11 protein-coding genes are annotated in these 12,475 nt (G+C 69.2%); 5 read left to right on the top strand and 6 right to left on the bottom strand.

Going from position 1 to position 12,475, the window contains the following annotated elements:
- The first annotated feature begins 73 nt into the window (after positions 1-73).
- Positions 74-424: a beta/gamma crystallin domain-containing protein gene (locus JJ691_RS51560; RefSeq protein ID WP_211766636.1), complete on the top strand. Its 351-nt coding sequence runs from the start codon at positions 74-76 to the stop codon at positions 422-424.
- A gap of 56 nt (positions 425-480) precedes the next feature.
- On the opposite strand, the gene JJ691_RS51555 is transcribed toward JJ691_RS51560, so the two are convergent.
- Entirely contained in the window at positions 481-1,068 is a 588-nt protein-coding gene (locus JJ691_RS51555) for a DUF7711 family protein (protein WP_211766635.1), read from the bottom strand.
- A gap of 24 nt (positions 1,069-1,092) precedes the next feature.
- On the opposite strand from JJ691_RS51555, the gene rnhA reads away from it, so the two are divergent.
- Entirely contained in the window at positions 1,093-1,557 is a 465-nt protein-coding gene (gene rnhA / locus JJ691_RS51550) for a ribonuclease HI (protein WP_249227585.1), read from the top strand.
- A gap of 4 nt (positions 1,558-1,561) precedes the next feature.
- Here the strand turns inward: rnhA and JJ691_RS51545 are convergent, their stop codons facing one another.
- The gene (locus JJ691_RS51545; RefSeq protein ID WP_211766633.1) at positions 1,562-2,401 is read right to left on the bottom strand and encodes an EamA family transporter; all 840 of its coding nucleotides are present in this window, start codon (positions 2,399-2,401) and stop codon (positions 1,562-1,564) included.
- A gap of 567 nt (positions 2,402-2,968) precedes the next feature.
- On the opposite strand from JJ691_RS51545, the gene JJ691_RS51540 reads away from it, so the two are divergent.
- The gene (locus tag JJ691_RS51540) at positions 2,969-5,125 is read left to right on the top strand and encodes an NEW3 domain-containing protein (protein ID WP_211766632.1); all 2,157 of its coding nucleotides are present in this window, start codon (positions 2,969-2,971) and stop codon (positions 5,123-5,125) included.
- 71 nt (positions 5,126-5,196) lie between these two features.
- On the opposite strand, the gene JJ691_RS51535 is transcribed toward JJ691_RS51540, so the two are convergent.
- Entirely contained in the window at positions 5,197-7,089 is a 1,893-nt protein-coding gene (locus JJ691_RS51535) for an RICIN domain-containing protein (RefSeq protein ID WP_211766631.1), read from the bottom strand.
- 226 nt (positions 7,090-7,315) lie between these two features.
- On the opposite strand from JJ691_RS51535, the gene JJ691_RS51530 reads away from it, so the two are divergent.
- Together JJ691_RS51530 and JJ691_RS51525 are read left to right on the top strand one after the other, a co-directional pair.
- Positions 7,316-8,323, top strand: coding sequence for an SMP-30/gluconolactonase/LRE family protein (locus JJ691_RS51530; protein WP_249228373.1), 1,008 nt, complete (start codon positions 7,316-7,318; stop codon positions 8,321-8,323).
- A gap of 64 nt (positions 8,324-8,387) precedes the next feature.
- Positions 8,388-9,533 carry a DmpA family aminopeptidase gene (locus JJ691_RS51525; protein ID WP_211766629.1) on the top strand — a complete coding sequence of 382 codons (1,146 nt, stop codon included), beginning with the start codon at positions 8,388-8,390 and terminating at the stop codon, positions 9,531-9,533.
- Positions 9,534-9,737: 204 nt separating this feature from the next.
- On the opposite strand, the gene JJ691_RS51520 is transcribed toward JJ691_RS51525, so the two are convergent.
- The 3 genes from JJ691_RS51520 to JJ691_RS51510 are packed head-to-tail and all read right to left on the bottom strand — an operon-like array spanning position 9,738 to position 12,474.
- Positions 9,738-10,379 carry a hypothetical protein gene (locus JJ691_RS51520; RefSeq protein WP_211766628.1) on the bottom strand — a complete coding sequence of 214 codons (642 nt, stop codon included), beginning with the start codon at positions 10,377-10,379 and terminating at the stop codon, positions 9,738-9,740.
- A gap of 46 nt (positions 10,380-10,425) precedes the next feature.
- On the bottom strand, positions 10,426-11,952 hold the full coding sequence (locus tag JJ691_RS51515) for a UbiD family decarboxylase (protein ID WP_211766627.1): 1,527 nt from the start codon (positions 11,950-11,952) through the stop codon (positions 10,426-10,428).
- A 39-nt stretch (positions 11,953-11,991) separates the two neighbouring features.
- Entirely contained in the window at positions 11,992-12,474 is a 483-nt protein-coding gene (locus tag JJ691_RS51510) for a hypothetical protein (RefSeq protein WP_211766626.1), read from the bottom strand.
- Position 12,475 lies beyond the last annotated feature (1 nt).

Below are 12,475 nucleotides of genomic sequence, written 5' to 3'. Positions count from 1 at the left end.
AATGAATCCCCGTTTCCACCTGTTCAGGTCAAGCAGCACAACCCCCTTGGGCAAGGAAGGAAATCCAGCCACTATGCGGAAGAGCGTCAAGAGGCTCCTGCTCGGCGGTGCGGCCACCCTCGGCCTGGTCGCCGCCGTGCCGGCGAGCCCGGCCTTCGCCATCGACCAGGTCGCCTGCGGCAACCGGACCGACTTCGTGAAGCTGGACATCTCGTTCGGCAACGGGATGGGCACCAACCAGTGCTTCGCGAACGCCGGCGACACGGCCGTGGACATCGGTGGCGTCTACAACGTCTTCTCGGGCAACAACCAGGCGACGATCAACTGGGAAAGCGATGGCCGGTACTACTCGCAGACGCTTGGCTACAACCAGGGAATCGGCTTCCCCGGCACGGTCCGGGTGTACGAAGTGCGCATCTGGTGACGACCCGCTGAACCAGTGAGGGAGGGCCGGACGGTGGTGCACCGTCCGGCCCTCAGTCACAGCTCGAAGTCGTTGACGGCGTCCAGGAGGTCGAGGTAGCTGTCGGTGGCACGCCAGAGGGAGTCGGCGTGGGGATCGAGCTTGCCGGGACGCCAGCGTTGGTCGTCATAGGAGCGGTGTTGGCGGCGCAGGGAGCGGAGGCTGACGGCGAGTTCGGTGGACAGCTGGGCGCGGAGCTCGGCGGGACTGGGGGCGTCGACGCGGACGTCGCGGCCGAGGCCATCGCGGAGGGCGGCGAGGGTGGCATCGCGGATGCCGTCGGTGGAATCCCAGACGAGGGCGGGGCGGGCGATGCGGTGGTTCCACACGGGACCGGCGGCGGAACGGAAGCGGCCGACGAGGGGTTCGCGGAGGCGCACGGCCTGAGCCCAGTGCTGGCCGCCCTGGGGGATGGACAGCCACGGCACGTCGTCGAGGGGGAGGTCGACGACAACGGCGACGTGCGCCCAGTCGAGGTCCCGGGGCTCGCCGAGCAGGTCGCCGAAGACCCAGAGACCGGTGACGGGCAGCATCGGGATGGGCGAGGGCGTGGCGCAGCGGCGGGCCAGGTCCTCGACATGCTGGACGGCGCGGCTCCATTTCACGACAGGCATCGTAAGGTCACGGGCGTGGCGGACGAGAAAGCGGTGGAGATCTTCACCGACGGGGCGTGCAGCGGGAACCCGGGACCGGGCGGCTGGGGCGCGGTGCTGCGGTACGGCCGGCACGAGCGGGAGCTGTACGGCGGGGAGTCGGCGCAGACGACCAACAACCGGATGGAGCTGATGGCGCCGATCCAGGCGCTGGAGACGCTGACCCGGCCGTCGACGGTGCAGGTGTACACGGACAGCACGTACGTCCGCAACGGGGTGCTGAGCTGGCTGCCGCGCTGGAAGGGCAACGGCTGGCGGACGAGCAACCGGGAGCCGGTGAAGAACGCGGACCTGTGGCGCCGGCTGGACGAGGCGATGGCCCCGCACCAGGTGGAGTGGCACTGGGTGAAGGGCCACGCGGGCCACCCGGAGAACGAGCGGGCGGACCGGCTGGCGGTCAAGGGGGCACAGGAGGCGCAGGCCGAACGGGGCAGCCGATAAAGCCCTAAGCGACGGCGATGGCGGCGATGCCGGCCAAGACCACCAGGGAGCCGGCGAGGCGGCGGACGGCCTGAGCCTCGCCGAGCAGCCGCCAGGCGGCGAAGCCGCCGAGGACGATGCTGATCTCGCGGGCCGGGGCGACGAGGCTGACGGGAGCCATCTGCAGGGCGTAGAGCACGAGCAGGTAGGCGAGGGGCGAGAGCAGGCCGACGGCGAGGACTTCGCGGCGGTGGGCGCGCCATAGAGCGACGACGGAAGCCTTGGCGCGTAAGGCAGTCGGCAACAGGAGCAGGGACTCGCCGATGGAGCCAGCACCGAAGTAGATCAGGGGCGGCACGGCCAGCGCGGTGACGGCGTGAGCGTCCCACAGGGTGTAGGCGGCGATCATGGCACCGGTGAGCACACCGTAGAAGATGCCGGCGGAGGTGGCTTTGCCGGTGCCGATGACCAGCACGCCGACAACGACCAGCAGCGCGCCGACCAAGCCGAGCCAGCCGGGGTGTTCGCCGAGGAACAGCACGGCGACCAGCACGGACAGCAGCGGGCCGGTGCCGCGGGCCAATGGATACACGACGGACAGGTCGCCGACGGCGTAGCCACGCTGCAACACGGTGCCGTAGCAGACATGCAGGACGGCGGTGCCCGCGGCGGCGAGCAGCCACGTCCATTGTGGATGGTCGAACAGCGCCAGGACTATCGCCACCGGGCCGAAAACCAGTGCGGACACCGTGTAGTAGAGGAAAACGAACGGGGCGCCGCTGTCGCCGACCCGCTTGGCGGCGAGATTCCAGATCGCGTGCACGACGGCGGCGGCGACCACCAACGCGAGAGCGAAGCCGTTCACAGCAAAGCCTTCCCCCGGGCTCCGCGCCCGCGGAACCGGGAAGGCCTCCAGGCTTTTGTCCCGTCAGCTGAACGGCCACGCCCCTTCATGACCGATGGTGCCGCTCGGACCAGACCCGCCCGAAGGCGACGGAACCCTAGGCACTGCGCCACGCATGCTACACGACCACTCCTCAGCCTCAAGCTTCACGAGGGACGTTTCACACCCACTGTCCTAATTGGACTAAAGATCGGCGAGGACCACCTGGCGGCTCGACGAGGTGGTCGCCCCCGGCGCGGCGGTGGACGGCGGCGTGCCGCCGGCGGTGAGCCGGGCGACGACGACTGTTCGGATCATGACGCGCAGTCAAGCACGCCCCGGCTGGAACCACTCCCCGCTTCAACGTCCGGCCGGCGAATCAAACAATACCCAACAGCCACCCAAGTCACCCTTGCGAACCGCCTGGTCGGGGAGCTAAGAAGTACGTTGCCTGCTTGTTTCCGTTCGGTTACAAGGTGGTGTTCGAACATGACCGCCCACGACCGAACAGTTCCGGGTTTCCCTGCTCCTGGATGGAGGGCTTGTTCGATGGGCACATCCGACCGTCCGAGACCGGGCCGACGCCGCCGCGGCCTGGCTGGACTCGCCGCCGCGCTCCTCGTCGCCGGCACCCTGCCACTGATCACCGCCCCGGCGGCCGAGGCGCTGGGCAACGGCCTGGCCAAGACCCCGCAGCTGGGCTGGAACGACTGGAACGCCTTCGGCTGCGACGTCAGCGCGGCGCTGGTCGAGCAGACCGCGGACGCCATGGTGGCCAACGGCATGCGCCAGGCCGGCTACCAGTACGTCAACATCGACGACTGCTGGATGACCCACGACCGCGACGCCGCCGGCAACCTGGTGCCGGACCCGGTCAAGTTCCCGAGCGGCATCAAGGCCGTCGCCGACTACGTGCACGCCAGGGGGCTCAAGCTCGGCATCTACGAGGACGCCGGCACCGCCACCTGCGCCGGCTACCCCGGCAGCCTCGGCCACGAGAAGCAGGACGCCGCCTCCTTCGCCAGCTGGGGCGTGGACTACCTCAAGTACGACAACTGCAACAACGCCGGCAGCAGCACCACCCAGCAGTACATCGACCGGTACAGCGCCATGCGCGACGCGCTGGCCGCCACCGGCCGGCCGATCCTCTACAGCCTGTGCGAGTGGGGCAACAACCAGCCCTGGACGTGGGGCCCGCAGGTCGGCAACTCCTGGCGCACCACCGGCGACATCAGCGACGGCTACGGCAGCATGCTGTCGATCTTCCAGCAGAACGTGTGGCTGTACCCGTACTCCGGGCCGGGCGCGTGGAACGACCCGGACATGCTGGAGGTCGGCAACGGGCACATGACCACCGCCGAGTACCAGGCCGAGTTCAGCCTGTGGGCGGCCATGAACGCGCCGCTGATCGCCGGCGCCGACCTGCGCCACCTCAGCGCCGCCGACCTGGCCATCTACACCAACACCGACGTGATCGCCGTCGACCAGGATCCGTTGGCCAAGCAGGCTGTTCCGGTCGCGGCCGGCGGGAATCCGGCCGGCGACAACGGGTTGTGGGTGTTGTCCAAGCCGCTGTCCGGCGGTGACCGGGCCGTGGTGTTGTTCAACTCCACCGGAACCAGCGCCGCCTTCGGGGCCACCGCGGCCGAGGCGGGCCTGCCCAAGGCCGACGACTACCAACTGCGGGACCTGTGGTCGCACACCACCACCGAGACCGCCGGCGCGATCAACGCCACGGTGCCGGCGCACAGTGTTGTGATGTACCGGGTTTCGGCCGGCAAGGTCGGCTCGAACGTGGGCCCGAGCGTGACTCTCAACGAAAGCGGCGTGACCGGCACGGCGCCGGGCAAGCCGATCACCGTCACGCAGTCGTTCACCAACAACGGCCGCACCCTGATCCGACAGGCCGATCTCAAGCTGACCGCCCCGTCCGGCTGGTCGGTCACCGCCACCGGGTCGACGCGGTTCACCAACGTCGGCACCGGCCGCACCGTCACCGCGAAGTTCACGGTGACCGCGCCAACCCCGACCACTCCCATCGAGACCGACACGGTGACCGCCACGGCTTCCTACCTCTGGCGTGACAAACAGGGCACCACATCCACCAGCCAGCAGGCCGAACTCGTGTCGCCGGTGCAGGCGCCGTACGCGACGTACTCCTCGGCGACCGACGCGCCGGCCCAGTACGGCCAGGTCGGTGACGACTTCGCCGTGCACGGCGCGGGCCAGGACGTGTGGAGCGGCAACGACAACTACTCCGCCATCTACCGGTCCGGCGTCGTCGGCAACACCGCCACCGTGGAAACCACCGTCACGTCGACGAGCGGGTTCGGCGGTTACGCCAAGGCCGGCATCATGGTCCGCGACACCATGACCGCCGCCGGCTCCGGACCCGAGGGCGTGATCCTCTACGTCTCGCCGTCCGGCGGCATCCAGATGGAGTGGAACAGCGACGGCAATCCGTACATCGACTCCGTGACCCCCGGCAACGGGACCATTCCCGCGACCGTTCCGGTGCATCTCCGGCTGGTTCGGGCCGGGGCGAGCTACACCGGTTACTACTCAACGGATGGCCAGCAGTGGACCACCGTCGGCACCGTCACCGTGCCGGCCCAGGCCGCTACTCAGGACGCCGGCCTGTTCGTGGTCTCGGCCTCGGCCGGCTCGCCGGCGCTGATCGGCTACCACGGCTTCACGGTGAGCTAGAAACGGCCGGTGGGCGGGGTGAATCCCCGCCCACCGGCTTCCCTCCCCCCAGGATTCAGGACTGTGCCGACTCAGCCTTGGGCGGCCAGCTGGAACGACTGCGCCGGACCGCCGGTGCAGGCCCACTGCTGCAGCAGGCCACCGTCCGTTGTGGACTGATCACGGACGTCCAGACACTTGCCGCTGCTGCGGGCCACGAAGCTGTAGTTGCCGTTGCCCTGCGACACCGCCTGCCACTGCTGGTTGCTCGCGCCGCCGTAACTCCAGAGCTGCACCTGGGTTCCGTCGGCGTTGGCGCCGGTGCCGCCGGTCACGTCCCAGGCCAGGCCGGGGGCGTTGCGGTTGACCACCTGGTAGTAGCCGTCGCCGGTGGACTTGAACTGCCACTGCTGGTTGGTGGCCGCGGTGCACGCCCACTGCTGCAGCGCGGTTCCGTTGGCGGTGCCCCGGTTCGCGGCGTCCAGGCACTTGCCGCTGTTCTGGTTGGCCACCGTGTACCACTTGGACGAGTCGATGCCCACGGGCGGCGGGGTCGTGCCGCCACCGGAGCCGGGCCAGGTGAAGGTGGCCATCGAGCCGGCCGGCATGGTGTAGCCGAACGACTGGCCGCCGTAGGAGACCTGGAAGTTCTGCGTGCCGCCGGAGTTCACCGCGACCAGCGCGATGGTGCCGTCCGGGTTGCGGAAGGCCACGTTCTCGATGCCGCCCTGGGACTGCGCGGTGGAGTTGATCCGAACCGCCCCCGGCTTGACGAACTTGGCCAGGTGGCCCAGCACGTAGTAGTCGGCGTTGTAGGTGACGTTGCCGCCGTCGACGGTCACCACGCCCATGCAGTTGCCGCAGGAGCCGATCACCGGTCCGTGGTTGTTGTCCAGGGCCATGTTCCACAGGCTGACGCTGCGCGCCCAGTTGCGGGTGGTGCCGACGGCGAGGTTGCGCCCCTGCCACAGCAGCGAGTCAGCGAAGGTGTTGCCCGACTCGGTGCCGGAGCACTCGGTGAAGAAGATGTCCTTGCTGGGGTACTGCTGGTGCACGGTGCTCTGCGCGCTCGGGTCGCCGCCGTAGCAGTGCCAGGCCGAGCCGGCGGTGTTGTTGCCGGTCGCGGCCAGCACCGACGCCGCGTACCCGGGGTTGTCCCAGTTGTGGTCCCAGGCCAGGATCTTCGTGCCCAGCCCGGCCGCGGACAGCTTCGGCGCGAGGTTGTTGATGATCCGGCTCTCCTGGTCGGCCGCCATCAGCATGCCCGGGTAGCCGCCCGGCTGGTTCTGCGGCTCGTTCTGCACGGCCAGGTACTGCACCGGCACGCCGGCCGCCTGGTAGGCCTGCACCGACTTGACCAGGTAGTCGGCGAAGGTGCTCTCGTAGTTGGTGGACAGGGAGCCGCCGACCAGGTTGTTGTTGGTCTTCATCCAGGCCGGAGCGCTCCACGGCACCACCATCACCGACAGGCCCGGGTTCAGCGACTTCGCCTGGGTGATCAGCGGCAGGATGTAGGACTGGTCATGGGCGACCGAGAATCGGGACAGGCTCGGGTCGGCCGCGCCGTCGTCGTAGCTGTAGAAGCTGCGGGAGAAGTCGCTGGCTCCCAGCGGCTGCCGCAGCCAGTCCAGGCCGATGCCGCCGGTCGGGCTGAACAGCGAGGTCATGATGCTGTTGCGGGCCGAGGAGTTGGAGATGTTCCAGGCGGCCGAGTCGGTCAGCGAGGCGCCGAAGCCGACCATGCTCTGGTAGGTGGTGTTCGGGTCGACGGTGATCACCGGGCCACTGCCCGGCGAGCCGAAGGACACCGACGGCTTCTGGGTCAACAGGTTGGACTTGTCCGGCGTGGTCAGCCACACGTTGGCCGAGGTCGCCGCGAAGGCCGGTGGGGCCTGGCTGACGGCGTAGGCCGCGCCGGCGACCAGCAGGGTGGCCGCGGCGGTGACGGCGAACAGCCGCCGGTGGGAATCGGTCATGGAGGTCATGCAGGGACACCCCTCCTCGTGAAACAAATGAAACACAGCTGTAACGCGGTCTAGGGATTGCAGCACCGGAGTCTTGAACTGTCAAGAAATCCATTGTTAGAAGTCAAAACTATCGTGAATGACAGAATGTAACAAATGAAACTCCGCCGCCATCCGGTAGAAAGGAACCGTCTCGGCGAAGCCGCCACGGCGAGGCACACCCCTGCCCGCCCGTGGAAGGCCCGTGATGAAGACTCGCCACCTGCTCGCCCTGGCCTCAACGCCCCTGCTGCTGGCCGCCTTCGGTGTCACCGCCGTGCACGCGGCCACCGCCGCGTCGCCCTGCCCGAGCGGCCCCTTCGGCAATCCGCTGCCCTCGTCGACCCTGACCGCCAGCAAGGTCCAGGGTGGCTACAACTTCCTGGAGGGCCCGGTCTGGGACGCCGCCAGCCAGACCCTGTTGCTCACCAACATGCACGACGGCTCCGGCCCGCAGAACGTGCAGTCCGCCGACATCCTCCGCTTCACGCCCGCGACCGGCGGCTTCGCCCCGTTCGTCACCAACTCCGGCAGCAACGGCCTGGCGCTCAGCCGCGACGGCAAGTCCGTCATCGCCGCCACCCACGACCAGCGCAGCGTGTCCAGCTACGACCTGGCCACCGGTCGGCGGACCACCCTGGCCGCCAACTACCAGGGCCGGTTGTTCAACTCCCCCAACGATGTCACCGTCGGCGCCGACGGCACCGTGTACTTCACCGACCCCGACTTCCAGCGGGCCGACCGACCCGACCAGATGTCCGGCCACACCGACGTCTTCCGCGTCCGCAACGGCGTCGTCTCGCTGATCGACTCCTCCATCCGCGAACCCAACGGCATCGAGCTCTCCCCCGACGGCCACACCCTCTACGTCGGCGGCAACGCCAGCGGCAAGGTCTACCAGTACCCCGTCAACGCCGACGGCAGCACCGGCGCCCGCCACGACTTCACCGCCCTCGGCGGCACCGACGGCGGCACCGTCGACTGCGCCGGCAACGTCTACCAGGCCACCTTCGGCGACGGCAAGATCCATGTGTTCTCCCCGACCGGCCAGGCCCTCGGCGTCATCAACGCCGGCCAGAACACCACCAACGCCGCCTTCGGCGGCCCGGACGGCCGCACCCTCTACATCACCTCGGGCCGCCCCTCCGACGGCGGCGACACCGGCGACTTCGCCCTGTACAGCATCCGTCTCAACGTCCCTGGCTGGCCCTACTGAGGTCGGTCGCGCTGCCATCACCGCCGTGCGATGCTCGGTTGTGTCGCCGAGCCGCGAGGGAGTCATGAACGATCCGCATCTGGTCACCCCGTCCGGCCGGCCCCGGGCCCGTGGCATCGGGATTCCGCTCGACGGGATCGCCGGACCAGTCAACGCGATCACCGACGTCGCCGGCGTGGAAGTGGGGTATGTGACGCTGGTTTCCGGCGAAGGCCCGCTGCGCCGGGGGCATGGGCCGGTGCGGACGGGAGTGACCGCGCTGCTGCCGAGGGGGCGGGCGGGCATCGGGGTGAGCTGTGCGGCGGGCTGGCATTCGTTCAACGGCAACGGGGAGCTGACCGGGTCGCACTGGCTGGCCGAGACCGGGTCGCTGTCCTCGGCGGTGCTGCTCACCAACACCTTCGCGGTGGGCCCGTGCCATCGCGGCGCGGTGGACTGGATCAACGCACGACAGCCCGATGTCCTGCAATGGGATTTCCCGGTGGTGGGCGAGACGTACGACGGCCACCTCAACGATGTCGATGGCTCGCACGTCCAGCCGGAGCATGCCGTGCGGGCCATCGATGACGCGCGCGGTGGCCCGGTCGACGAGGGTTCGGTCGGCGGCGGGACCGGGATGGTCTGCTACGGATTCAAGGGCGGCAGCGGCACGGCCTCGCGCGTGGTCCACTACGGCGACACTGCTTACACCGTCGGCGCATTCGTCCAGGCGAACTTCGGCGCACGCCGGGAACTCGTCGTCGCGGGCCGGCCGGTGGGACGGCTGTTGATCGACGACAACCCGGTCGAGGGCGTCGATCGGAGCTTGCCGCCCGGTGCGGGATCGGTGATCGCGGTCGTGGCGACCGACGCGCCGCTGCTCCCGCACCAGTGTTCGACCCTGGCACGGCGGGTGACTCTCGGCATCGGCCGCACCGGCACGAGCGGTTCACACCACTCGGGCGACATCTTCCTCGCCTTCTCGACCGCGAACCCCGGCGTGCTGGCGAGCACCCCGGGCGCACGGGACGAGGCGCCGTCCGCGCCCCACGTCAGCCGCATGGAGTTCCTGGCCTGGAACACGATCGACCCGCTGTTCGAAGCGACGGTGCAGGCGGTCGAGGAAGCCGTGCTCAACGCGTTGATCGCCAACGAGGCCATGGTCGGCCGCGACAACCACCGGGTCCCCGCCCTCCCCCACGACCAGCTGCGCGATCTGTTCTCCAGTTGACCGACACGCGCAGGATCATCGACCACGCCCCGCGCAGCCGGAACCTGATCCTCGCGCCGTTCTTCCCGCGCACCACCGGAGGGTCCATTGTGGACACCAACGGCACGTGTCGGCGTTCTCGGCCGACCGGCGGCTCACCGCGGAACTGTCGATCGAGTTCGGCTGGCCACCCGGCGGCGGCCGGTGTGAGCGGAAACCGGCCGCCTATCGGGTCGTGTGGTCCGTCCGGTTCCGGGTGGGGGCGGCGAGTGGGAACACCCATCGGTCGAGGGCGGCCACCAGCCACATGGCGGCGGGCATGGCGAGTCGGGCCAGCCGGCCGGTCCAGCGGCTGTGGTTGACGGCGAGCAGGTCGGGGCCGAGTGAGGAGAAGACGGCGGTGAGGCCGGCGGCGCCGCGGGTGGCGACGACGAGGTGGCGCACCTGGTGCTGCTCGTCGAAGGAGAGGACGAGGTACTCCTCGAACGGGATCCGGCTGAAGCGGCCGTGGAAGCCGAGCACGCGGGTGGCGCCCTCGCCGACATCGGTGTGGTAGTCGAGATAGTCCACCTTCGAGAAGAAGATGGTCAGCAGCATGAAGACCTCGGCGCGGCCTTCGAAGCGGAAGGCATCCGTAATGGGGGTGTGCAGAATGGCGTCCGGGGCGAGCAGCGATTCGAACGCGGCGAGGTCCTTGCGGCGGCCGGCCCGGCACCAGCGCCAGGAGGTCTCGGCGGGGCTACGGCCGGGCCCGGGCAGGTCGGCGAAGCCGTTCGGGGCGCGATGGCCGGGCTCGCACGAGGTGTCGTGATCCGGAGCGGGACGCAGGGCGGTCGCCGCCGGGCGGTCCGCGGGATGACGGAGCATCAGCAATGGCCTTTCCGTAGTTCCGCGAGTTGCCCGCAATCGACGATCAGCGGTGGGGAGAATCGCCCGCCTCGAAGGCGCCGTGAATCGGGGCGAACCCGTCGCTGGTCCAGTTCCGCAGGACCTTCTCCCGCACGGCCGGCGGGCAGTCGCTGGCGAAGCCGCTGCGCTTGGCCGGCCAGGACAGCGGCGACGGCAGGCAGTCGTAGATCAGCCGCGACGACTTCCAGCCCTCGAAGTACCGGAAGTGATCCGTGTCCAGGTACGGCGACATGGGCCAGCCGAGCCGGTCCTCGATGCGCAGCCGGCCGCCGGGCGATCGGTCGTTTCGGCTGTCCATCGCCCAGACCACCTGGTTGAGGTTGCCCGGGTCGATGTCGTCCTCGGTGACGATGACCGAGTTCACCGGGTCGCCGGCCTTACAGCCCCACACCGCCTCGCCGACCCGCCGGCACAACGCCTTCGCGTCCAGGCCCGACTCGGACCAGCCGGGCCGGACGGTCACCACCAACCAGCCGTTGCACGACGCGAACGGGCTCCAGGCGGACGCGATCGGCAGACGCGCCAACCGCATCCGGTGCAGCGCTTCCGCCGCCGTCGCGACGCCCCAGATCGTGTGTTCCTCGGACGGCGGTTCGCCGCCGCTGGTGAACGGGTATATCGGCCGGTTCCGGTAGGTCACCGTGTCGAAGTACGCCATGGGCTGCGGCACGCCGTAGTTCGGGTAGAAGTACCCGGTGAAATCACCGAACGGGCCTTCCAGACCCACATCCGTGTTGGAGATCCTGCCTTCCAGCACGATCTCGGCGTCGGCGGGCACCTCGAGCTCGCTGCTCTCGCACCGGATGACGTCGACCGGCCGGTTCAGCAGCGAACCCGCGAACCCGACCTCGGAAGCGCCGGCCGGCAGGGGCATCGACGCCGCGTACAGCAGCGCCGGGTCGACGCCGAGGGCGACCGCGAACGGCATGTCCTGGCCGATCTTTCGCCACGACTCGTGAATCATCCCGATGTGCTGGACGGGAACCGACGACACGACGCCGCTGCGCGGACCGGTCACCATGACCCGGTTGATCGACCAGTTCGTCCACGCGCCATCGGCCGAGCGCGTGACCACGACGCCGATCGTGTTCACGTAGCGGCCGCCGTCCCCGTGGTGGATCAGCGGCGCCGGCAGCCGCGTCAGGTCCACGTCCTCGCCGGTGCTGATGTTTTCCTTGCACGGCGCGTCGAACACCACATTCGGCTCGATCGGCTGACCACGCCGGGCCCGGCACAATTCCTCGACGATGTCGGCGGCCGACGAACCCTCCGACAGGAACAGCGACAGTCCCAGCCGGGCCAACTCGCGGCCGCGGTCCGAACTGGTCCCGACCAAAGCACTGACCACCTGGAACCCGGCGGGGGCACCGGCCACGTCGGAGAACAGCGGGACCGCCGATCCGGTCTCGTAGCACAATCTCGCGATCGCGCCCATTTCCAGGTTCGCGTCGACCGTTCGGCCGACCTCCACGACCTGGCCGATTCCGGACAGTGCCTCCAGGTATCCGCGCAGCCCGTACTTCCTACTCATCAACTCTCCTAGCCACCAAGAGGAAGGCGCACGGCCGGATCAGGCGACACCAAGGAAACTTCCCACCGACTGTTCGACGATGCCGACCCCCAGCGCCAACCCGGTGCCGCACAGAATGCCGACGGACAGGCCGTAGAAGCGGCGGCGGACGGCGGGAAGCTCGTCGCGGAGCGCGAAGATCCGCAGTGGCCACACGTGCCACGACAAGTACGCGAACAGGCCGATCGCGACCAGCATGGCCAGCGACTTCACCACGACCAGCCACACCCAGGCGACGCCGAGGTCCGCGCCACTGGCGGCCCGGAGGGCGATGATCACCACCCAGGTCGGGATCATGGCGGCGATGACCCCCAGCAGGGTGTAGCGCGATCCGTTCGCCAACCGGGCGGCGAAGTCCTCGAAGTACTCCGGATCCTCGTCCTGCGCGGGGTGTCGCTGCACGAGCAGCACGCTGTAGATCTGGGTGCCGAACCAGCCGGCGAGCGCCATGGTGTGGATGACGTACAGAACCGTGATCACCATG

Source organism: Kutzneria sp. CA-103260, assembly GCF_018263855.1.
Taxonomy (GTDB): Bacteria; Actinomycetota; Actinomycetes; order Mycobacteriales; family Pseudonocardiaceae; genus Kutzneria.
Note: the sequence above shows the minus strand (reverse complement) of the source record. Positions and strands in the feature narration are given on the sequence as shown.

Coding starts and splice junctions, on each gene's coding strand:
- JJ691_RS51560 (WP_211766636.1), top strand. CDS start 74: ATGCGGAAGAGCGTCAAGAGGCTCCTGCTCGGCGGTGCGGCCACCCTC.
- JJ691_RS51540 (WP_211766632.1), top strand. CDS start 2,969: ATGGGCACATCCGACCGTCCGAGACCGGGCCGACGCCGCCGCGGCCTG.
- JJ691_RS51535 (WP_211766631.1), bottom strand. CDS start 7,089: ATGACCTCCATGACCGATTCCCACCGGCGGCTGTTCGCCGTCACCGCC.
- JJ691_RS51530 (WP_249228373.1), top strand. CDS start 7,316: ATGAAGACTCGCCACCTGCTCGCCCTGGCCTCAACGCCCCTGCTGCTG.
- JJ691_RS51525 (WP_211766629.1), top strand. CDS start 8,388: ATGAACGATCCGCATCTGGTCACCCCGTCCGGCCGGCCCCGGGCCCGT.
- JJ691_RS51520 (WP_211766628.1), bottom strand. CDS start 10,379: ATGCTCCGTCATCCCGCGGACCGCCCGGCGGCGACCGCCCTGCGTCCC.
- JJ691_RS51515 (WP_211766627.1), bottom strand. CDS start 11,952: ATGAGTAGGAAGTACGGGCTGCGCGGATACCTGGAGGCACTGTCCGGA.
- JJ691_RS51510 (WP_211766626.1), bottom strand. CDS start 12,474: ATGGTGATCACGGTTCTGTACGTCATCCACACCATGGCGCTCGCCGGC.